This is a genomic window from Streptomyces dioscori, assembly GCF_003024195.1.
In the GTDB taxonomy this organism is placed as follows: domain Bacteria; phylum Actinomycetota; class Actinomycetes; order Streptomycetales; family Streptomycetaceae; genus Streptomyces; species Streptomyces dioscori.
Genome location: NZ_KZ679070.1, coordinates 1 through 20,609, shown reverse-complemented (window position 1 = coordinate 20,609; position 20,609 = coordinate 1). Strand labels below are relative to the sequence as shown.

The 20,609-nt window shown below is 72.6% G+C and carries 16 protein-coding genes; 6 read left to right on the top strand and 10 right to left on the bottom strand.

Going from position 1 to position 20,609, the window contains the following annotated elements; translation table 11 throughout:
* Nucleotides 1–17: 17 nt before the first annotated feature.
* The 5 genes from C6Y14_RS43610 to C6Y14_RS43590 all read right to left on the bottom strand — a co-directional run bounded on the left by C6Y14_RS43610 (nt 18) and on the right by C6Y14_RS43590 (nt 5,321).
* Nucleotides 18–1,145 carry an SIS domain-containing protein gene (locus tag C6Y14_RS43610; protein WP_107022484.1) on the bottom strand — a complete coding sequence of 376 codons (1,128 nt, stop codon included), beginning with the start codon at nt 1,143–1,145 and terminating at the stop codon, nt 18–20.
* 65 nt (nt 1,146–1,210) lie between these two features.
* Nucleotides 1,211–1,396, bottom strand: a complete 186-nt coding sequence (locus tag C6Y14_RS43605) for a Trm112 family protein (protein ID WP_107022483.1) — start codon at nt 1,394–1,396, stop codon at nt 1,211–1,213.
* Nucleotides 1,397–1,624: 228 nt separating this feature from the next.
* On the bottom strand, nt 1,625–3,019 hold the full coding sequence (locus tag C6Y14_RS43600; RefSeq protein ID WP_107022482.1) for a phosphomannomutase/phosphoglucomutase: 1,395 nt from the start codon (nt 3,017–3,019) through the stop codon (nt 1,625–1,627).
* Nucleotides 3,020–3,126: 107 nt separating this feature from the next.
* The gene (locus C6Y14_RS43595) at nt 3,127–4,743 is read right to left on the bottom strand and encodes an L-lactate permease (RefSeq protein ID WP_107022481.1); all 1,617 of its coding nucleotides are present in this window, start codon (nt 4,741–4,743) and stop codon (nt 3,127–3,129) included.
* A 200-nt stretch (nt 4,744–4,943) separates the two neighbouring features.
* The gene (locus C6Y14_RS43590) at nt 4,944–5,321 is read right to left on the bottom strand and encodes a DUF3499 domain-containing protein (RefSeq protein ID WP_199855081.1); all 378 of its coding nucleotides are present in this window, start codon (nt 5,319–5,321) and stop codon (nt 4,944–4,946) included.
* Nucleotides 5,322–5,711: 390 nt separating this feature from the next.
* Between C6Y14_RS43590 and C6Y14_RS43585 the strand changes: the two genes are divergently transcribed.
* Nucleotides 5,712–6,164 (top strand): metallopeptidase family protein, encoded by a 453-nt coding sequence (locus C6Y14_RS43585; RefSeq protein WP_199855082.1) that lies wholly within the window; start codon nt 5,712–5,714, stop codon nt 6,162–6,164.
* Nucleotides 6,165–6,255: 91 nt separating this feature from the next.
* On the opposite strand, the gene C6Y14_RS43580 is transcribed toward C6Y14_RS43585, so the two are convergent.
* The 3 genes from C6Y14_RS43580 to C6Y14_RS43570 form a co-directional block, all read right to left on the bottom strand.
* Nucleotides 6,256–7,794, bottom strand: coding sequence for a DUF5719 family protein (locus C6Y14_RS43580; RefSeq protein WP_107022478.1), 1,539 nt, complete (start codon nt 7,792–7,794; stop codon nt 6,256–6,258).
* Nucleotides 7,791–11,573: a glycosyltransferase family 2 protein gene (locus C6Y14_RS43575; protein WP_107022477.1), complete on the bottom strand. Its 3,783-nt coding sequence runs from the start codon at nt 11,571–11,573 to the stop codon at nt 7,791–7,793. Before C6Y14_RS43575 ends, C6Y14_RS43580 begins: the two co-directional genes overlap by 4 nt.
* A gap of 228 nt (nt 11,574–11,801) precedes the next feature.
* Nucleotides 11,802–12,065, bottom strand: coding sequence for a WhiB family transcriptional regulator (locus C6Y14_RS43570; RefSeq protein WP_107022476.1), 264 nt, complete (start codon nt 12,063–12,065; stop codon nt 11,802–11,804).
* Nucleotides 12,066–12,815: 750 nt separating this feature from the next.
* Here C6Y14_RS43570 and C6Y14_RS43560 point away from each other — a divergent pair.
* From C6Y14_RS43560 to C6Y14_RS43545, 4 genes are all read left to right on the top strand, one after another.
* Entirely contained in the window at nt 12,816–13,403 is a 588-nt protein-coding gene (locus C6Y14_RS43560; protein WP_225891577.1) for a cysteine dioxygenase, read from the top strand.
* 42 nt (nt 13,404–13,445) lie between these two features.
* Complete coding sequence (cofD, locus tag C6Y14_RS43555; protein ID WP_107022474.1) at nt 13,446–14,405, top strand: 2-phospho-L-lactate transferase; 960 nt, start codon at nt 13,446–13,448, stop codon at nt 14,403–14,405.
* Between the two features lie 14 nt (nt 14,406–14,419).
* Nucleotides 14,420–15,802 (top strand): coenzyme F420-0:L-glutamate ligase, encoded by a 1,383-nt coding sequence (locus tag C6Y14_RS43550; RefSeq protein WP_107022492.1) that lies wholly within the window; start codon nt 14,420–14,422, stop codon nt 15,800–15,802.
* Nucleotides 15,803–15,890: 88 nt separating this feature from the next.
* On the top strand, nt 15,891–16,916 hold the full coding sequence (locus C6Y14_RS43545; RefSeq protein ID WP_107022473.1) for a DNA-3-methyladenine glycosylase family protein: 1,026 nt from the start codon (nt 15,891–15,893) through the stop codon (nt 16,914–16,916).
* A 145-nt stretch (nt 16,917–17,061) separates the two neighbouring features.
* Here C6Y14_RS43545 and C6Y14_RS43540 read toward each other — a convergent pair whose 3' ends face one another.
* Nucleotides 17,062–18,144, bottom strand: a complete 1,083-nt coding sequence (locus tag C6Y14_RS43540; RefSeq protein ID WP_107022472.1) for a mannose-1-phosphate guanylyltransferase — start codon at nt 18,142–18,144, stop codon at nt 17,062–17,064.
* Nucleotides 18,145–18,309: 165 nt separating this feature from the next.
* Entirely contained in the window at nt 18,310–19,836 is a 1,527-nt protein-coding gene (locus C6Y14_RS43535) for a peptidoglycan recognition protein family protein (RefSeq protein ID WP_107022471.1), read from the bottom strand.
* A 110-nt stretch (nt 19,837–19,946) separates the two neighbouring features.
* Between C6Y14_RS43535 and C6Y14_RS43530 the strand changes: the two genes are divergently transcribed.
* Nucleotides 19,947–20,609 (top strand): TIGR03089 family protein (locus tag C6Y14_RS43530; RefSeq protein ID WP_107022470.1); only part of this gene is annotated, 663 nt, incomplete at its 3' end.

Sequence of the window (20,609 nt, the reverse complement as noted above, 5' to 3'; positions counted from 1 at the left end):
GGCGGCGTGGCTCAAGGTCAGGCCGTCGAGGCGAGCGCCAGGTAAACGGCGGCGAAATCCGTGACGGCGATCAGTTCGGCGAGTGTCTCCAGGTCGCCGCCCTCCTCCGGTTCGAGTTCGCTGATCGCCGTGTCGTGGCTGAGGGCCAGCTCGCGGGCGGCCGGGGCGGCGGTACGGCCGCCGGCCGGGCGGTCGCGCAGCAGGACCACGCGCGCGTGGACGACCTGCGCCTCCTCGACCCGGTCACGGAAGAAGTCGTCGGGGTCCGCGCCCGCCGCCAGGGTGCCCGCGAGGAGGACGCTGTGCGCGGCCAGTGCCTCGGGCAGCTCGGCGGTGAGGGCGGGGCGCCCGGCGAGTTCGGCCAGCGCCGCGACGAAGCGGCGGCCCGCTGGGCCCGCGGAATCGCCCTCGGTCCAGATCACCGGGAGTGCCTCGGCCAGCTCGGACGCGAGCGTCTTGGCGGGGTTGCTGTACGTCGCGATGGCCGGGCCGCAGCGCTCGGCCACCTGGTCCAGACGGTCGGCGACCTTTTCCAGGGCGTCGGGCGGCGCGGACAGCAGGCCGGTGCGGTCGAGCAGGGCGAGCAGCGGGGTGAGCAGCGCCCAGAGGGAGCCCGGGGCCGAGGCGGCGGTGGGGGCCTGCGGCTCGTAGGGGGCGGTCGCCATCGGCACGGAGAGGCCGTGGGCCACGGCCACCGCCTCCGTGAGCGGGGTGCGGGGCGGGCAGACGGCGACGACGGTGAGGCCGCGCCGGTAGGCCTGCTCGACGAGGAGCGAGAGGCCGGGTTCGCTGCCGTCGGGGGTGGCGACCAGGAGCAGGTCCACGGGGCCCGCCCAGCCGGGCAGTTCCCAGAGCAGGGCGCCCGCGGCGGGGGCCACTCCGCGCGGGGTGAGCCGGGTGACGGGGCAGGCGGCGCCGGCGAGCGAGCCGAGCAGGTCGGCCACGCAGGTGGCGGCGAGGCCGGGGCCCGCGGTCAGGATGGCGCGCGGGCGGCCGTCGGGCTTCAGCTCGGCGATGCCGGCCTCGGTGGCGTGCCGGACGGCGGTGCGTACGCGGGCGCCCGCCTCGGCCGCGCCGCGGAGCAGGTCCCGCCGGTCCGCGCGGGACAGCGCCTCCGGATCGTCGAGGAGTGATTCGTCGAACATGGTGGGCAGCCTCCGGGCGCCGGGCGGGGTCGCTTCTGCGGGTCGCTTCGCTGTGACCGGCGGGGTTACGCGGGGCGGCGGGCCTCGTCGACGAGGAGGACCGGGATGCCGTCGCGGACGGGGTAGGCCAGGCCGCAGTCCTTGCCCGTGCAGATCAGCTCGGCCTCCTGCTCTTCGGAGGAGGCCTCCTTGAGGGGGGCGTGGCAGGCCGGGCAGGCGAGGATCTCCAGGAGGCCGGCTTCTAGCGGCATGTCGGGTCCCTTCGGGGGGTGCGCTGGGGGTGGGTGGGTGGTGGGATGTGGCCTGGTCAGGGTACCGCTGCGTGGGGGTGGGCGCGGGGGGTCTTCGCCCCCGCCGCCCCTGCCCGTCCCGTCACGAACTCAGGGGCTCCGCCCCCGAACCCCCGGTCCTCAAACGCCGGACAGGCTGAAAGACAGCGGACGGGCTGGAAGTAGGGGCACAGCAGACACACGACGCTCTCAGCCTCTGATGATCGCCAGTACCTCGTCGCGCACCCGCGTCATCGTCTCCCCGTCCCGCGCCTCCGCGTTGAGGCGCAGCAGCGGTTCCGTGTTGGAGGGGCGGACGTTGAACCACCAGTCGGCCGCCGTGACGGTGAGGCCGTCGAGTTCGTCGAGGGTGAGGCCCTCCTGGCCCTCGTACGCCGTGCGGATCGCGGCGAGGCGGGCCGTCTGGTCGTCGACCGTGGAGTTGATCTCGCCCGAGCCGGCATAGCGGTCGTACTGGGCGACGAGGGCGGAGAGGGTGCCCTGTTGGCCACCCAGGGCCGCCAGGACGTGGAGCGCGGCCAGCATGCCCGTGTCCGCGTTCCAGAAGTCCTTGAAGTAGTAGTGCGCGGAGTGCTCGCCGCCGAAGATCGCCCCGGAGGCGGCCATCTCAGCCTTGATGAAGGAGTGGCCCACGCGGGTGCGTACCGGAGTGCCGCCGTTCTCGCGGACCACTTCCGGGACCGACCATGAGGTGATCAGGTTGTGGATGACCGTGCCCTTGCCGCCGTGTCTGGCCAGTTCCCGGGCGGCGACCAGGGCCGTGATCGCGGACGGGGAGACCGGCTCGCCGCGCTCGTCGACGACGAAGCAGCGGTCGGCGTCGCCGTCGAAGGCGATGCCGAGGTCGGCCGCCTCCTCGCGGACGCGCTTCTGGAGGTCGACGATGTTCGCCGGGTCCAGCGGGTTCGCCTCGTGGTTCGGGAACGTGCCGTCCAGTTCGAAGTACATCGGGACGAGGGTCAGGGGCAGACCGGCGAAGACCGTCGGGACCGTGTGTCCGCCCATGCCGTTGCCCGCGTCCACGACGACCTTCAGGGGGCGGATCGAGGTCAGGTCGACGAGGCCGCGCAGGTGCGCCGCGTAGTCCTCCAACGTCTCGCGCCCCGTGATCGTGCCGGGCGTCGCATCCGGGGCGGGAGCCTGTGACGTGGCGGTCTGCGATGTCGGGGCTCCCGCGTCCAGCCATGACTCGACCAGCTCGCGGATCTCCGTGAGGCCGGTGTCCTGGCCGACGGGGGCCGCGCCCGCCCGGCACATCTTGATGCCGTTGTACCGGGCAGGGTTGTGCGAGGCCGTGAACATCGCGCCCGCCAGGCCGAACGCCCCCGACGCGTAGTAGAGCTGGTCCGTGGAGCAGAGCCCGATCTCGGTGACGTCGACGCCGCGTGCCGCCGCGCCGCGTGCGAAGGCCCGGGACAGACCCGGGGACGAGGGGCGCATGTCGTGACCGGTCACGATCGCGTCCGCTCCCGTCACCTGCACGAAGGCGGCGCCGAACAGCTCGGCGAGCGTCTCGTCCCACTGGTCCGGGACCACCCCGCGTACGTCGTACGCCTTCACGAGCTGCGACAGATCAGCGGCCACGGCCAGCCTTCCTAGAGCCTTGAGTCCTTGAGTCCTTGAGGAGGTCCCAAAACTACCCGTACGCCCGCGCGGTTCCCCTGCCGGACCTCGGGCGGACCGCGGGCGACCTACGGAAGCATCCATTCCAGGACCGGTGAGCTCTGGCCGACCACGATCAGGCACATGACCAGCAGAAGTCCGAGGCTCCAGGGCAGCACCTTGCGCAGCAGGTCGCCTTCCCGGCCCGCGAGCCCGACCGCCGCGCAGGCGATGGTGAGGTTCTGCGGGGAGATCATCTTGCCCAGGACGCCACCCGAGCTGTTGGCGGCCGCGAGGAGTTCCGGGGACAGGCCGGACTCCCTCGCCGCGGTCACCTGGAGGGCGCCGAAGAGCGCGTTGGCCGAGGTGTCCGATCCGGAGACGGCCACTCCGAACCAGCCGAGGACGGGTGACAGGAAGGCGAGTCCCGCGCCGGCCGCCGCCACGAAGTGGCCGATCGTGGCCGCCTGTCCGGACAGGTTCATGACGTAGGCGAGCGCCAGCACCGAGGTGACGGTGAGGATCGCGAACCTCAACTCGTGCACGGTTGCGGCCCATTCCTTGAGCGCCACGCGCGCGTGCACCCCGAGAACGGCCGCCGTGCACACTCCGGCGAGCAGCACCAGCGTGCCTCCGGTGGACACGATCGGCCAGGTGAAGACGTTGCCGCCGACCGGATCGCCGTCCGGGTTCACGACGTTCAGGAAGGGCCAGTCGAAGACGCGGGTCGCCTTCGCCAACTGGTCCTTGACGGGCGGGATCTGGGCGATGGAGAAGATCACCACGATCAGTACGTACGGGGCGTACGCGCGCAGCACTTCGCGGCGCGGGTCCTCCTCGTCCAGGTCCTCGCTGCGGGTGCCCGTCAGGACGGCGGCCCGTACGGGTTCGGCGGCGGGCCTGCGCGCGTGCGGCACCGCCATCAGCGCGCCCGCGCCGGCCAGGGCGGCCCCGATGTCGGCCAGTTGGGCGGATACGTAGTTGGAGGCCGCGAACTGGGCGACGGCGAAGGCGACTCCACAGGCCAGCGCGGGCACCCAGGTCTCGCGCAGACCACGACGCCCGTCCACCAGGAAGACCAGCACCAGGGGCACCACCAGGGCGAGCAGCGGGGTCTGGCGGCCCACCACGGAGGCGACGGTGTCCAGCGGCAGGTCGGTGACCTGGGCGAGCGTCACGACCGGTGTGCCCATCGCTCCGAACGCGACCGGCGCGGTGTTGGCGACCAGTGCGACCACCGCGGCGCGCACGGGCTCGAAGCCGAGCGCGACGAGCATCACCGAGCAGATCGCGACGGGCGCTCCGAAGCCCGCGAGGGCCTCCAGGAGCGCGCCGAAGCAGAACGCGACGACGAGTGCCTGGATACGCGGGTCGTCGGAGAGCCTCCCGAAGGAGCGGCGCAGGATGTCGAAGTGCCGGGTACGGACGGTCATCCGGTAGACCCAGAGGGCGTTGACGACGATCCACAGGATGGGGAAGAGGCCGAACACCGCTCCCTGGGCGGCGCTGGAGAGGGTCTGGCCCACCGGCATGCCGTACGCGAGCGTGGCGACGAGGGCCGCCGCCGCGAGACCGATGAGGCCGGCCAGGTGCGCTTTCATGCGGACCCCGCCGAGCAGGACGAGGACGAGAACGAGGGGCAGGGTCGCGACGAGCGCGGACAGACCGAGCGAGTCGGCCAAGGGCTCAAGTTCCTGGACGTACACGGAGCCTCCCCCGATTCCGCTATGCGGAAATCAATTTCTCATGGGCCGGGGAAAATGGTCGTGTCCGCGACAAGCGCACGTCAATGGTCGTGCGCCACTGAGCGAAACGTGCACCGAATGCACACCGGGCACACCAGGCACAGGGGACACCGGGAACCCAGGGGACACACCGGGGGAAGTCCCCCGCGAAGAGGGAGGGTTCAGGAGTCCGGGGAGCGCAGGACCCGCAGGTGGCCGCGGCGGGCAACCTCCATCGGGTCGGCGCCACGGGCGTTGCTGCCGCCCGCGCGGGTGGGGCGCTCCTGCGGGCGGGCCGCCTCACGGACCGCGTTGGCGAGCGCTTCCAGGTCGTCACCGCTGGGGCGCGAGGGGGCGGAGGCGTCGGCGAGCCGGACGACCTCCCAGCCGCGCGGCGCGGTGAGGCGCTCGGAGTGCTCGGCGCACAGGTCGTAGCAGTGGGGTTCGGCGTAGGTGGCGAGCGGGCCGAGGACCGCGGTCGAGTCGGCGTAGACGTACGTCAGCGTCGCTACGGCGGGACGGCCGCAAGCGGTGCGCGAACAGCGACGTACAGGGCTCACGATGTTGGACGGTACCGCACTCTTGAGCGGGCCGCGACGACTCCTCCCCGGCTCACTCCCCCGTGTCGTGCTGTGACGCCTGACACATGAGGTGTCCGGCGGGCCTGTTCGACCTGCTGGTACGGGTGTTGACGAGGTGTCGGACGGACCCGGGAGTGGTCATGAGACAGCTCAAAAGCTGTCGATCTCCGCACAGTACGCGGGCCGGGAGGATACGGATTCCGGCCCGACCTTGGCTGGAATGCTCATCCCGCGACCTGCCGGACGCGAGGCCCCCGGGGGCGTACGGGGCGGCGGTCCGTGGCCGCGGGCGGGACGCGTGCCGTGTGCTGGCGGGACGCGTGCCGTGTGCGGGCGGCGGCAGGGCGCGGGGACTACTCTTCGTCAGTGATGGACAACCCCGTACCGCCCCCTCCCGCCGAACCCAGGCCCCGTCGTCGTGATCGACACGGGCGCGGGATGCGCGGGCCCGTGGCGCCCCCGCAGGTCCCCCTCTCGGCCAGTCGCGCCGAGGTGTTCGCGGACCTGGTGCAGGACTCCGTGGAACGGCTGGAGCGGCGGTGGCCGCAGCTCTCCGAGATCGAGTTCATGGTGCTGGAGGTGCCCCGGTTCGATCCGGCGGGCGACGAGGGCTGGGGCGACGAGGCCGTGCCCCTGGGCGGCACGACTCCCGCGCACGAGGGCCGTCCCGCCCGGGTCATCGTCTACCGGCGCCCCGTGGAGATCCGTACCAAGAGCCGCGACGAGCGGGCCGCGCTGGTGCACGAGGTCGTGGTGGAACAGGTCGCCGAGGTGCTGGGCCTGACACCGGAGACCGTCGATCCCCGCTACGGCGAGGACTGAGCCCCGGACGGTCCGGCCCGGGGTTCTCTCTCCCCCCGAGTGCCGGCGCCGCCCTGCTCCTGCGGTACCGCCCTGCTTCTGCGGTACCGCCCTACTTCTGCAGCACCGAGAGGTCCTGCTCCGCCTCCGGCACCTTCACCGTCCCGCGGTCGTCCGGGAGCGTCTGCACGGTGAACATGGGCACGCCCCCCTCCGCCGCTTCGAGCATGCGCGCCGCGTGAACGGGCCCGCCGGACAGCGGCTCCACCGTGAGCGCGTAGGTGCCCTTGAGGCCGGCGGGCACGGGCAGCTCGACGTTCTGCGTGCTGCCGGCCTTGACCGTGTACGTCTTCGAGGCGGCCGTTCCGCCGTCGCTGCCCGCGGAGGCCGTGACCTTGACCTTCGCGGCGCGGCCGGGGGCGACCAGGGAGAGCGTGGATCCCTTGGCCCGGTTGTCGGCGGCCGTCGCACGCGCGCCCACCGGGCCCGTGGCCGGGATGAACGCCGTCTCCTGGTTGGCGCCCTTGCCGCGTACGACTCTCAGGGCCGCGACGACCGGGGTGGACTTCCCGGTCGGCGTCAGCACCAGGGAACCTGCCTCGCCGCGCGTGACGTCGCCGAGGTCGACGGCGGCCGTCATACCGGCCTTCACGTGCAGCGTCTCGTGCCCGGCGGGAGTGATCGTGCCGGTCGGCGAGGCGAGCCGCACCTTCAGGTCGGCGTCGGCCTCACCGGGCGCGAACGCGACCAGCCGTACGGAGGTGGCGTCCTTGGGGATGCCCGGCAGGACCAGGCTGCCCGCCGGAGCGGTCGAGGGGGCGAGCCAGTCGCCACCGGTCGTGTCGTCGAGGGCCTGGATCGCGGCGGCCACCCGGCCGCTGCGGACCGTGACGTGCACGGTGAGGTTGGTCTCCGGCTCGTCGATGAGGGTCGAAAGGAGCACCGACTCGCTGGAGTGCGGCGGGATCTTGATGCCCTCTCCGACCGTCGACTTCAGGACGCCGTCCTTGCCGTACAGCTCGATGTCGGCGACGGCGGCGGAGTCGTCGGGGTTGGTCAGGTGCGCGTAGTCCGTGCGCTCCTTGGCGGTGCTGGCGCCCGGGAACCAGAAGTCGGTGTCCGGGGCCGAGCAGCTGGTGCCGAGCAGGCCGCGGCCGGTGCCCGCCTCGACCTCGGTGGTCTGCTGGACGGCCCAGCCGGGTGCGAACCTGCCCTCGGCCGTGCCGACCAGCGCGGGCGACTCGGCGCCGGACGCCTTGCCCGTGACCGGCTTCCCTGGCTCCTTCGGCGTCAGGACGGGCTTCTCCTTCTTGCCGTCCTTGTCGCCGTCCTGCTTGTCGTCCTGCTCGCTGTCCTGCTTCTCGTCCTCGTCGTCGGCCCCGTCGGCCGACTGCGCGCCCGCGGCCACCAGCTCGGCCTTGCCGCCCGTACCGGTGCCCTTGGTGACGGGTGTGAAGGACGTGTACGCGGTCTCGGCGAGGTCCGAGGTGCTGGGAGCCGGACAGAGCAGGCTGGAGCGCTCCACGGGCAGCTGGGCCGCCGCCTTGGCCGTGTCCTCCCCGGCGGCCTGCGGCTCGGACATCGAGGCGAAACCGGTGACGGCGGCGAGCGCGGTCACGCCGGCGATCAGGGACACGGTGGTGCGGTTCACTGCTGGCTCCCGTCGGGGCGCTCACTGTCGGTGCCGTGCGGCGGTTGCTGCTGCTGTTGTTGCTGCTGCTGTTGCTGTTGCTGTTGCTGTTGCTGTTGCTGTGGGTCGTACGCGGGGTCGTAGCCCTGGCCGTACGTCTGCGACGGGTCGTACCCCGCGTTCCCCGTGCCGTACGCCGCGTACGGGTCGTAGTGGTCCGCCTGGTACGGGTCCGCCTGGTACTGCTGCTGCTCGTAGGCGCCCGCGGGGTACTGCGGGGCGCCCTGGTACTGCTGCTGCCCGTAGGTGCCGTACTCGGCGCCGTACGTCGTCGCGTCCCACTCGTCGTAGGACTGCTGCTGCGGGATCGGGGCGACCGCGGGGGCCTCCGCCGGAGCGGGCGGGGCGCCGGGCGCGAACGCGTCGGACCGGTCCGGCTGCCCTGCCTGGGCGACCTGTTCGGCCTGTTCGGCCTGCTCCGTCTGCTCGGCCTCCGCCTGGGCGCGCAGGCGGCGGGCCCTGCGGCCCTCGCCGGACGCGGTCTCGACGGGGACGACGTCCTCCTCGGGGAGGTCGTCGTCGACGTCGCGGCGGCGGCCCGGCAGCGCGAGCACCACGAGGACGACGGCGAGCGCGCCCTGGGCCCACAGCCAGCCGGTGTGACCGAACGGCGCCTCGAAGGTGACGTCGAGGCGGCCTCCGGTGGCGGGCAGCTCGAAGCCCTGGGCCCAGCCGTCGACCGTGGTCCTGGTGAGCGGCTTCCCGTCGAGGGTCGCCGTCCAGCCCTCGTCGGCGGTGTCCGCGAGGCGCAGGACGCGGCCCTCGCCACCGGCGGAGATCTTGGTGTGCAGTTCGACGGGCCCGGCCGCGATGGGCTGCGGGTCGCCGGAAGCGGGCACGACGGCCGCGCGCGCGACCTGCCGGTCGACGCGCCACAGGGCGCTGCCGTCCTGCTGGCTGAGCCGGCTCAGCCCCGGGGTGGAGTCCAGGACGCGGCCGACCTCGCGGGGCGCGCCGTCGCGCACCAGGACGTACCGCACGGCGAAGCCGCCGAGCTGGTCGGCCTGGTCGGCGCCGGAGCCCGCCACGAGGTTGGCGACGACCTTGTCGAGGATCTTGTTCTCGCCGTCCGCCGCGGCCAGTTCGGCGTCGCCGAGGCGGGCGCCGGAGCCGCGGACGAGGGTGTAGCCGACCTTGGAGGCCGTGTCGCTGCCGAGGACGAGGGTGCGGGCCTGGTCGCGGGTGCCGCTCTCCTCGGCGACGAACGCGGGCACCTGGACGGGATCGCGTCGCTCCAGGGGGCCGTCCGCGCCGCGGATCATCCAGCCGGCGGCGATGAGCAGCGGCCCGGCGGCCGAGGCGAAGGCGATGAGGACGGCGACCGGCTGACGCCAGCCGAAGCTCTGCTCGGCCACGCGCGAGCGTGCCCCGTCGGCGCCGAGCGCGGCGGCGGCGAGGAAGGCGAGGCCGTAGACGAGGGTGGCGGGGCCGGCCCAGGCGGAGCCGTTCGACAGGGCGGCGAAGACGAGCGCCACCAGGGCGGCCGTCCAGGCGGCCCAGATGCCCAACTGCCGTTCGGCGCGCATCAGGGCGGCCACGGCGGCGCACACGATGCCGATGAGCATCAGCCCGCTGACCGTGCCGGGTCCGCCGGGGCTCGCGCCCAGCAGGTCGAGCGCGGAGGCCGCCCCCGACTCGTACTCCATGCCGGCTTCCTGGAAGAAGCCGAACGGGAGCAGGGTGAGCGACCAGGGGGCGAGGACCAGCAGCGGGGTGCCGAGCTGGACCAGGAAGCGCAGTCCGTAGGCGGCGATGTCGCCGCGGCGCACGACCGCGAGGGCCACGCCGAGCACCAGCGCGATGGGCCACACGATCGGCGTGAACGCGGTGGCCAGCGTCAGCAGGAGCGCGTACGCCCAGGTGGCACGCCAGCTGCCGCGGCCGGAGTCCGAGGCGAGGCCGCTCGCCGCGATGCCCGCGCGCGCGATGAGGGGCAGCAGGACGGCGAGCACGGCGGTGCCGAGGCGGCCGCCCGCGAGCGCGCCGGTGGCGGCGGGCAGGAAGGCGTACGCGACGGACGCCCAGGCGCGCAGCAGGCGCGACTCCACGAGCGGCCGGGAGACGAAGTAGGCGGCGAAGCCTGCCAGCGGCACCGAGCCGATCAGCAGGACGGTGACCGCGAGCCCGGCGGAGCCGAACAGCACGCTCGCCAGCATGGCGACGAGCGCGAGGTAGGGCGGCGCGGACTGGGTGCCGCCGGCGCCGACGGGGTGCCAGCCGTCCAGGTAGCGCGCCCACAGTTCGGAGGAGTCCGCGGGGGCGGGCAGCAGCGCGCCGCCCGCGAGCGCACCGCCGCCGAGGAGTTCACGGCAGGCGATGAGGGTGAAGAAGAGGAGCACCACGAAGACCATCGGCCCGGGTTTGCGGGCGACGCGCTTGAGGCGGGCGAACTGCTCGACCTGGAGGAAGTCGGCGTCGTCGCCGCCCGGTCCGGACTCGACGGCGCTGCCGTGGCGTCCCGCCGCGTTCAGTTCGGGGTCGGAGCGGCCCACGAGGTTGCCCGCGGCCTGTTCGACGGTGGCCCGGACGGTGGCGCCGGGGGGCGGGAACAGTGCGCGCAGTTCGTCCTTGTCGACCTGCGGGGTGCCGCGCCTGCGGCGGCCCGCGATGATGCGCTCGGGGCGCAGCAGGGTGCCCAGGAGGCCGCGGATCTCGTCGACCGCCTGCCCGGGGACCTTGCCGACGAGGTACGCGACCGTGCGCAGCAGGGTGCCGAGCACGAGCCGCACGAGGATCCAGGGAAGGACCGCGGTGCGGGCGTTGACGAGGAGGGTGTAGGTGGCGCCCGCCTTGTCGACCTTGTGCGGGGAGGCGGAGGTGCGGCCCACGCAGTCGACGGTGCGGCGCTCGCGGGAGGACGCCTCGGCGTGCCGTACGACCGCCTCGGGGGCGACCAGGACGCGGTGGCCCGCGGACTGGGCGCGCCAGCAGAGGTCGATGTCGTCACGCATGAGGGGCAGCCTGCGGTCGAAGCCGCCCAGCTCCTCGTAGACCTCGCGGCGGATCAGCATGCCGGCGGTGGAGACGGCCAGCACGGGGGTCACGTGGTCGTGCTGGCCCTGGTCCTGCTCGCGCCGGTCGAGGCCGGTCCAGCGGCGGCCGCTGTGGGCGATGGTCACGCCGACTTCGAGGAGCTGTCTGCGGTCGTACCAGCCGCGGAGCTTGGGGCCGATGACGGCGACGTCCTTGCCCAGCTCCCGCTCGTTCTCCACGACGCGCAGCAGCTGGGCCAGGGCGTCGGGTTCCGGGGCGCAGTCGTCGTGCAGGAGCCACAGCCACTGCTCGGGCTCGCCGTGCGGCAGCTCCGGCATGTCGTACGCGTCGTCGCGCCAGGTGCGGGTGACCGGGTCCCAGCCACTGGGGCGCTTCAGGTACGGGAGGTCGTCCGGGGTCAGCACGCCGGCGGTGCGGACGGCCTCCTCGACGGCCTGGCCGAAGCCCGTGCGCCGGGCGAGGTGCAGCACCCGGTCGGCGCCGAGGGCGTCGGTGACCAGCTGGGCGGAGGCGTCCGCGCTGCCGGTGTCGGCCGCCACCGCGTTCTGCACGGGGCGCTCCTGGCCGAGCAGCCCGGAGAGGGCGTCGGGCAGCCAGCGGGCGCCGTCGTGCGAGACGAGCACGGCGGTGACCACGTGCCTCGGGAACTCCGGCGGGCGACCTGGGTCGGACACCATCGGGCCGGCCGGGTCGAACGCTGCGGGGGCAGTGTCGTACTGACCTGCCGAATGGCTGTGCACGGACATCGAGGTACGGGCCCCGGTTCGCTGGACTGCGGTGGACGCCTGTGTCCTTGAGGGGATCACGGGGCGTCTCGGACGGAGGCCCACACTAACGGCTGCACAACGGCGCGGCCCGCCGCCTGTGGACAACCCACCCGCGACGGGCCGTGCGATACGTATCACTACGTAGGGGTGTGCGCCGTTCGATCGGAGTTCGATCGGAACACGATCAGAGTCCGTGCTGCGCCGCGGTCAGACGGCGGCCTTCTTCAGACGGCGCCGCTCACGCTCGGACAGACCGCCCCAGATACCGAAACGCTCGTCGTTGGCGAGAGCGTATTCAAGGCATTCCGAGCGGACCTCACAGGCGAGGCAGACCTTCTTCGCCTCGCGGGTGGAGCCGCCCTTCTCGGGGAAAAAGGACTCGGGGTCGGTCTGCGCGCAGAGCGCCCGCTCCTGCCAGCCGATCTCCTCTTCGGCCTCGTCGACCAGCAGTTCCTGAAACAGCTCGGTCATGTGCGCCCCTCGTCCGTCTCGCGTCCCCGTGATGCTGCCGCTACCGATTTCGGCTGAACGACACGAGTGAAATTACAATTGCGCTGCTCCGGCCCAGTCAAGCCGAGATCTGCTATTGGGCCCCTTATTCACTCTGCGGAACCAAGGCTATGCGGAAAGTGTTCAAATCGGCATAAACCCTGACAGCCGAAAGGGAGCCAGTGGGACGCCGTCTCCGCACATGACTTGTACAGAGGAAGACGCCCAGGAGTTCGATCTCGTTCCGACACGATCGACGAAGCGAACCGGATCACATAGGGATCACTGGGATCACACAGGGATCGCGGGGTCGCGCCGAGGTTCGTGCGCCCGGTTGTGCGCCATGTGTCCCGGCAACCTCCTGCACAAACCTTTCACCTCCGAGGTGACCCGGAAGAGGTGAAAGATCTCCCACATATCGGACGTCAAGTTGACAGTGGGAGTGTGAACCGGTGTGCTGGTGGGCATGCTCGCGAACTTGGCACTCACCTCGACCCGCACCGCCGGGTCCCTCGGTGCTGTCCACGCTCGCTGTAGCTGTTGCTGTCGCAGCTGTTGAGCTCACCGCGCTCCCGCTGCCGCCGGGTCCACTGAGACCGGCCGCTGGTCCCCTCCCGCCCGTACCAGGGCCCGCCCCCACCGGGGCACACCTCACGCCCGCGATCCGGGCGGCCGGTACGTGACATCCCAGACCTCCAGCACTCTCTTCCGCCGAGGAAACCACCGCACTCCATGAACAGCGACAGCGACCTCCAGATCGCCGGCGACATCCTCGAAGTACCGCACCTCCTCCAGCCGCCGCGCGAACACCCGGGCACCGTGGCCGAGTTCGTCGGCCTCGCCCGCTCCATCGCCGCCGACCGCTCCCAGTGGGAGCACCTCGTCCGCTACGACGCCGCCTCCCGCTGGTACCACCGGCTGCGCACCGGTCCCTGCTACGAGGTGTGGCTGCTGTCCTGGGTGCCCGGACAGGGCAGCGGGCTGCACGACCACGGTCCCTCGTCCGGTGTGCTGACCGTCCTGGAGGGGGCGCTGACCGAGCGCACCGAACGGGGCACGCGCGCGCTGGCCGCGGGAAGCCAGCGCGTGTTCGCGCCCGGTTACGCGCACGAGGTCGTCAACGACTCGCTCGAACCGGCCATGAGCCTGCACGTCTACTACCCCGGGTTGACGGAGATGCCGATGCTCCCCGCAGTCGCACCTCCGTTCGGCCGGGGGAACGCCCAACGCCCGGTGCTCGATGGCCGAGGTCCTGTGACCGGCCGACGAGACGTTCCACCCCACCGGTGCGTCGCGGTCGTCGGTGACGCGTTGTCGTAACCGGCTGACACGTTGTCGTAGCCGCCTGCAAGACTGCATGCCATGCGCATTGTGGTTCTGGCAGGCGGCATCGGCGGTGCCCGGTTCCTGCGTGGTCTCCAGCAGGCCGCGCCGGACGCGGACATCACCGTCATCGGCAACACCGGGGACGACATCCACCTCTTCGGGCTGAAGGTCTGCCCGGACCTCGACACGGTGATGTACACGCTCGGTGGCGGTATCAACGAGGAACAGGGCTGGGGGCGGGCCGACGAGACGTTCCACCTCAAGGAGGAGCTGGCGGCCTACGGTGCCGGTCCCTCCTGGTTCGGACTGGGCGACCGGGACTTCGCGACGCACATCGTGCGCACGCAGATGCTGAGCGCCGGATATCCGCTCAGCGCCGTCACCGAGGCGCTGTGCGACCGGTGGAAGCCGGGGGTCCGGCTGATCCCCATGTCCGACGACCGCGTCGAGACGCATGTGGCCGTCGAGATCGACGGCGAGCGCAAGGCCGTCCACTTCCAGGAGTACTGGGTGCGGCTGCGGGCCTCCGTGGAGGCGCACGCGGTGGTGCCCGTGGGAGCCGACCAGGCCAAGCCGGCGCCCGGAGTGCTGGAGGCCATCGCCTCCGCGGACGTCATCCTCTTCCCGCCGTCCAACCCCGTCGTGTCCGTCGGCACGATCCTCGCCGTGCCGGGCATCCGCGAGGCCATCGCCGAGGCCGGGGTGCCGGTGGTCGGCCTCTCCCCCATCGTCGGGGACGCTCCCGTGCGCGGCATGGCCGACAAGGTCCTGGCGGCCGTCGGCGTCGAGTCCACCGCGGCGGCGGTCGCCGAGCACTACGGCTCGGGGCTCCTCGACGGCTGGCTGGTCGACACCGTGGACGCCGACGTCGTCGAGCGGGTCACCGGGGCGGGCATCCGCTGCCGTGCCGTCCCGCTGATGATGACCGACCTCGACGCGACGGCCGAGATGGCCCGCGAGGCACTGACGCTGGCCGAGGAGGTGCGGGGCGCTTGAGCGACGGCGACGAGATGTCCCGGGGTACGGGGGTGCCGGTGGGCGGGTTCCCGCCGGACGCGCCCGGCTACCGGGTGTGGGCGCTCCCAGGACTGCCCGAGGTACGGCCCGGGGACGACCTCGCCAAGCTGATCGCCAGCGCGGTCGCCGGTGCGGTCGCCGGTACCGGTGCCGGCACCGGGCCGGGGCTCGTGGACGGGGATGTGCTGCTGGTCACGTCCAAGATCGTGTCCAAGGCCGAGGGCCGCGTCGTGGAGGCGCTGGACCGGGAGGCCGCCATCGACGCCGAGACCGTACGGGTCGTGGCCCGGCGCGGACCGCTGCGGATCGTGGAGAACCGGCAGGGGCTCGTGATGGCCGCCGCCGGGGTCGACGCCTCCAACACCCCCGCCGGGACCGTACTGCTGCTGCCCGAGGACCCCGACGCCTCCGCCCGCACGATCCGGGACGGCCTGCGGGACGCGCTCGGTGTCGACGTCGGCGTCCTCGTCACGGACACCTTCGGCCGGCCCTGGCGGACCGGGCTCACCGACGTCGCCATCGGGGCCGCCGGAGTGCGCGTGCTCGACGATCTGCGGGGCGGCACGGACGCGCACGGGAATCCGCTGGGCGCCACCGTCGTCGCCACCGCCGACGAGCTGGCCGCCGCCGGGGACCTGGTCAAGGGCAAGGCCGCCGGACTGCCCGTCGCCGTCGTGCGCGGGCTGTCCCACGTGCTGGGCACGGACGGCGGCGAGGACGAGGGGACCAGGGGCATGGTCCGGGGCGCGCGCGACGACATGTTCCGGCTCGGCACCTCCGAGGCCGTACGGGAGGCCGTCACCCAGCGGCGTACCGTACGGGCCTTCACCGACGAGCCCGTCGACCCCGGCGCCGTACGGCGTGCGGTGGCCGCGGCGGTGACCGCTCCCGCCCCGCACCACACGACACCGTGGCGATTCGTCCTCCTGGAGAGCGCCGAGTCCCGTACGCGGCTGCTGGACGCCATGCGGGACGCCTGGATCGCCGACCTGGAGCGGGACGGCAAGAGCGCGGACTCCATCGCCAAGCGGGTGCGCCGCGGGGACGTGCTGAGGAAGGCCCCGTATCTCGTCGTGCCGTGTCTCGTCATGGACGGGTCCCACACGTACGGGGACGCCCGGCGCGACGGGGCCGAGCGGGAGATGTTCGTGGTCGCCACCGGCGCCGGGGTGCAGAACTTCCTGGTCGCGCTCGCCGGGGAGCGGCTCGGGTCCGCGTGGGTGTCGTCGACGATGTTCTGCCGGGACGTCGTCCGGGACGTGCTGGCGCTGCCGGAGAACTGGGATCCCATGGGGGCCGTCGCCGTCGGGCACGCGGCGGAGGAGCCGAAGGCGCGGGCCGGGCGGGATGCGGGGGCGTTCATCGAGGTGCGGTGACCGGACCTGAAGGCCGGTGACCGGCGCATAGCCTTGTGCGGGTATCCCCCGACCATCCCGAGCAGCTTCTTTACCGAAGGACCCATCCGTGGCCGGACGCTTCGAACAGCGGCCCACGCGTACGACCGTGCGCGGCGGGCATGTCGTGGTGCCCGTGCCCGTGCCCGAGCCCCGGGCTGCGGCGGCCGGTGGCGGTGGCGGCGTCGGCGGGCGTACGCGGGAATGGGTGCCGCCGTGGCCGGTCGATCTGGGGCTCGTGCTCGGGCCCTTGCGGCGGGGGCCCGCCGATCCCACCTTCCGTGCGACTCCCGACGGGTCCGTGTGGCGGGCCAGCCTCACCCCTGTCGGGCCCGGGACCCTGCGGGTGTCCCAGCGCGCGGGTGTGGTGCGGGGAGAAGCCTGGGGGCCCGGAGGCGACTGGCTGCTCGACCGGCTTCCGCTGCTGCTCGGGGAAGCCGACGATCCCGACGCCTTCGAGCCCCGGCACCGGCTGGTCGCGATGACCCGGCATCGGCGGCCCGGGTTGCGGCTGACGCGTACCGGGCTGGTGCTGGAGTCGTTGATCCCGTCGATTCTGGAGCAGAAGGTCACCACCGACGAGGCGTACCGGGCGTGGCGACTGCTCGTACGGAAGTACGGCGTGCCCGCGCCCGGGCCCGTGGGCGGGCACATGTTCGTCATGCCGACGCCGCGGGTCTGGTCGCTGATCCCCTCGTGGGAGTGGCATCGGGCCGGGGTCGACAACAAGCGGGCTTCGACGATTCTGCGGGCCGTGCGGGTGGCTCGGCGGATGGAGGAGGCTGTGGCCCTCGAACCGGTCGCCGCGCGGGAGCGGCTTGAGGTGGTGGTGGGGGTGGGGCCGTGGACCTCGGCGGAGGTGGTGCAGCGGAGTCATGGGGCGGCGGATGCGGTGACGGTCGGGGACCTTCATCTGCCGGGGATCGTGGGGTTTGCGTTGGCGGGGGATCGGGATGCGGATGACTCCGTGATGTTGGGGTTGTTGGAGCCTTATGCGGGGCAGCGGCATCGGGCTGCTCGGTTGATTTTGTTGAGCGGGCGTACGCCGGCGCGGCGGCATCCGAAGATGCCGCGCGGGGATATTGGGCTCCTGTGAGCTTCTCTCGCCCCCGCCGCCCCTACCCTCCCCGTCACTGCATGGGGGCTCCGCCCCCTCGCCCCCTTTTGCGCAGTTCCCCGCGCCCCTGAGGGACACCCCTCAGGGGCGCGGGGAACTGCGCGATCGTTTGGGCTCGCAGGTGCTACTGGTCCGAGGAGAAGCGGAGGGATGACTCCGGGATGTGGGCGTCGCACCAGATTCGGACGCCGGTTCGGAGTTCGTTGTCCCGGCCCACGGTCGCTCCGTCGCCGACCACCACCCCCGTGAGGATCGAGCGGGCGCCCACCCGGGCGCGGGCGCCGATCAGGGAGTCCGTGACGACCGCGCCCGGTTCGACGACGGCGTCCGCCAGGATCGCGCTGCCGACGATGCGCGCCCCCTCCCCCACGGTCGCGCCGCGGCCGACGACCGTGCCTCCGGTGAGCTTGGCGTCGGGCGCGACGGTGGCCTCCGGGAGGACCAGGCTGTCTCCGCAGCGGCCCGGGACGGCCGGGGACGGCGCCCGGCCGAGGACCAGGTCGGCGGAACCGCGGACGAAGGCCTGGGGCGTGCCCAGGTCCAGCCAGTACGTGGAGTCGACCATGCCCTGGAGGTGGGCGCCGGTGGCGAGGAGGTCCGGGAACGTCTCCCGTTCGACGGAGACGGGCCGGCCGGCGGGGATGGAGTCGATGACCGACCGGCGGAAGACGTACGCGCCCGCGTTGATCTGGTCGGTGACGATCTCCTCGGGGGTCTGGGGTTTCTCCAGGAACGCCTGTACGCGGCCCGAGGCGTCCGTCGGGACCAGCCCGAACGCCCGTGGGTCCGTCACCCGTGTCAGGTGCAGCGAGACGTCCGCGCCCGAGGACCGGTGGGTGTCGACCAGGGCCGGGATGTCCAGGCCGGTCAGGATGTCCCCGTTGAAGATCAGTACGGGGTCGTCGGGGGCCGATCTCAGCCGGCCGGCCACGTTGCGGATGGCGCCGCCGGTGCCGAGGGGTTCGTCCTCGGTGACGTACTCGATGTGGAGCCCCAGCGACGAGCCGTCGCCGAAGTGGGGCTCGAAGACCTCGGCCAGGTAGGACGTGGCGAGGACTATGTGCTCGACCCCGGCCGCTCTCGCCCGTGCCAGCTGGTGCGTGAGGAACGGTACGCCGGCCGCCGGGACCATCGGTTTCGGCGTGTTCACGGTGAGCGGGCGCAGTCGTGTGCCCTTGCCGCCGACCAGGAGGATCGCTTCTGTCACCTGTCGTCTCTGCTTCCTGCTGGGGCTGGTCGAACGGTCATTCGACCGGCCAGTGTATGCAGACCGTTTCGATGGCTGTGGGGCGCCTCTGGGAGGGGGCCGTGGGGAGCCGCCGGGTCCGGGCGACCCGGCGTACCGGGTCGCGCCGTTCCCGCCGACCGGACGTCATCGTCCCTGGTAGCGGGCCGAAGTGGTACGAGCCTTGCCGAGCTTCGAGTAGAGCCGGCCACCCGGGCATTCGGTGGCGAATCCGTCCCGGTGACCGGAGATTACATTGAGTCGTACGTTCTTTCCTTTTCGGTACAGATTTCCGCCTCCCGACCTGAGATAGGTCTTGCCGCGCGGGTTCGCCCCGTAGAGGCCGAGCTTCCATGCCGTGAGCTTCGCGACGGCCTTCACCGAGGCGGCGGGCGGGTTCGCGGTGCCGAAACTTCCGAGGACGGCGATCCCCATGCTCTTGCTGTTGAAACCGAGCGTGTGTGCGCCCATCACCGGCTTGGCCACGCCACCGGCCCTGCCCTCGTAGATGTTTCCGCACTTGTCGACGAGGAAGTTGTAGCCGATGTCGCGCCAGCCACTGCTCTTCACGTGGTAGCGGTAGATACTGCGGATGACTGAAGGCGCTTGCGCACAGCGGTAGTTGTTGCCCGAGGCGCTGTGGTGGACGAAGACGGCCTTCACCGTCTTCGTGTAGCTGAAGTTCGACTCCCGCAGCCCCTCGTCGGCGCCCCAGCCCCGGCGGGTGACGATGCGCGGACGGGCGCCGATGTACGGCTTCGCGCGCTGGTTCGCGGCCCCGGCCACGACCGTACCCGTCGCGCCTGTCGCATCAGTCGGGTCCGTCTCCTCGCCACGGGTCGCCAGCAGGTCGGCCCGGGTCTCCTTCTGGCTCAGCGCCGGGATCTCGGTGGCGCCGATGGGCGCGAGCTCGGCGTTGACGGCGGAGGCCGCGGCCGCGGACTCGGCGGTCAGCACGCCCGGGGGCGGGGCGTTCAGTTCGGGGCCCTGGGGCGGAGGTTCGGCGCCGGGATCGACCAGTTCGACGTGCAGGCCCTTGGGGAGGGGTTCGGCGGTGGCGGCTCTTCCGTCGGCGCCCGTCCGGCCGTCCGCCTCGCCCTGGACCCTGACCTCCACGCCGTCCGAGTCGCCCACCCACAGGGGTGCCGTGGAGCCCCGTACCCGGCCGGAGGCGCGCTCCGCGGTGTCCGGGTCGGCCGCGTGCTCGTGGTTGTGGGTGTCCACGTCCTGCCAGTCGGACCACTTCGCGGTGCCGGTCGCGCGGGTACGGATCTGGACCCGGCCGTGGAGTTCGCTGTCCGGGTCGTCCCAGACGACACCCACGAGGGAGAAGTGCCGGACGTCCCGGCGGGCCAGGCCCTGGGCGGGCGCGAGCGCGGAGGGCGGCAGGCTGCGGTCGCCCGAGGACGGGGAGGAAGGGGACGAGGGGGAGGAGGGGGAGGAAGAGGGCGGGGTGCGGGGGGTGAGCGGGGTCAGCGGGAGGGACTGGGTGCTGCCGGGGGTCGTGCCGGCCGGGGTCGAGTTGCCGGTGGTCCGTCTCTCGGCCGCCGAGGGGGCCGCCCAGGAGGTCGCCGTGGCGTCCGAGGACAGGGCCAGCGGGAGGGACAGGGCGGCCGCACAGGTGACGGCGATCGAGGAAGCTAGATGTGCGCGCATGCCCCTGATCCTGGACATAGTCAGACTTATCTGTCCATCCGGGATATGACGGACCGTCGGCCCTACTCCGCCGAACCGGTGCCCCGCCCTCCCCCGGCCGGGCGAGGGCCCGCGTACGCTTGCGTCCCGTGACCGCCATCGACCGCACCCCTGCCGACCTGCTGCGATCCGCGCTCGCCGCGGATCCCGCGCGCCCCCTGGTGACCTTCTACGACGACGCCACGGGCGAACGTGTCGAACTGTCCGTGGCCACCTTCGCCAATTGGGTGGCCAAGACCGCCAATCTGCTCCAGGGCGAACTGGGCGCCGAGCCCGGCGAACGGGTGGCGCTGCTGCTGCCCGCGCACTGGCAGACGGCCGTGTGGCTGCTCGCGTGCTCCTCGGTGGGTGTCGTGGCGCAGGTCGGCGGTGACGCGGGGGACGCCGATCATGTGGTCGCCGGACCCGGGCAGTTCGAGGCCGGGCTCGCGTGTTCCGGGGAGCGGGTGGCGCTGTCGCTCGCGCCGCTGGGGCGTCGCTTCGCGCAGGTGCCGGGTGGGTACGTCGATTACGCGGTCGAGGTGCCCGGACAGGGGGATGTGTTCCGGGCGTACGGGCCGGTGGACCCGGAGTCCGCTGCGCTGGTTGTCGCGGGGGCGGAGTTTTCCGGGGCCGAGGTGGTCGAGCGGGCGCGGTTGGATGCGGGGGTGCTCGGGCTGGCGGGGGGTGGGGGGCGGGTGCTGTCCGCGTTGCCTTATGACACGTGGGAGGGGTTGAGTGCGGGGTTGTACGCGCCGCTGGCCTCCGGGGGG

Coding starts and splice junctions, on each gene's coding strand:
- cofD (WP_107022474.1), top strand. CDS start 13,446: ATGCGCATTGTGGTTCTGGCAGGCGGCATCGGCGGTGCCCGGTTCCTG.
- C6Y14_RS43585 (WP_199855082.1), top strand. CDS start 5,712: ATGGACAACCCCGTACCGCCCCCTCCCGCCGAACCCAGGCCCCGTCGT.
- C6Y14_RS43570 (WP_107022476.1), bottom strand. CDS start 12,065: ATGACCGAGCTGTTTCAGGAACTGCTGGTCGACGAGGCCGAAGAGGAG.
- C6Y14_RS43560 (WP_225891577.1), top strand. CDS start 12,816: ATGAACAGCGACAGCGACCTCCAGATCGCCGGCGACATCCTCGAAGTA.
- C6Y14_RS43605 (WP_107022483.1), bottom strand. CDS start 1,396: ATGCCGCTAGAAGCCGGCCTCCTGGAGATCCTCGCCTGCCCGGCCTGC.
- C6Y14_RS43610 (WP_107022484.1), bottom strand. CDS start 1,145: ATGTTCGACGAATCACTCCTCGACGATCCGGAGGCGCTGTCCCGCGCG.
- C6Y14_RS43550 (WP_107022492.1), top strand. CDS start 14,420: ATGTCCCGGGGTACGGGGGTGCCGGTGGGCGGGTTCCCGCCGGACGCG.
- C6Y14_RS43575 (WP_107022477.1), bottom strand. CDS start 11,573: ATGTCCGTGCACAGCCATTCGGCAGGTCAGTACGACACTGCCCCCGCA.
- C6Y14_RS43535 (WP_107022471.1), bottom strand. CDS start 19,836: ATGTCCAGGATCAGGGGCATGCGCGCACATCTAGCTTCCTCGATCGCC.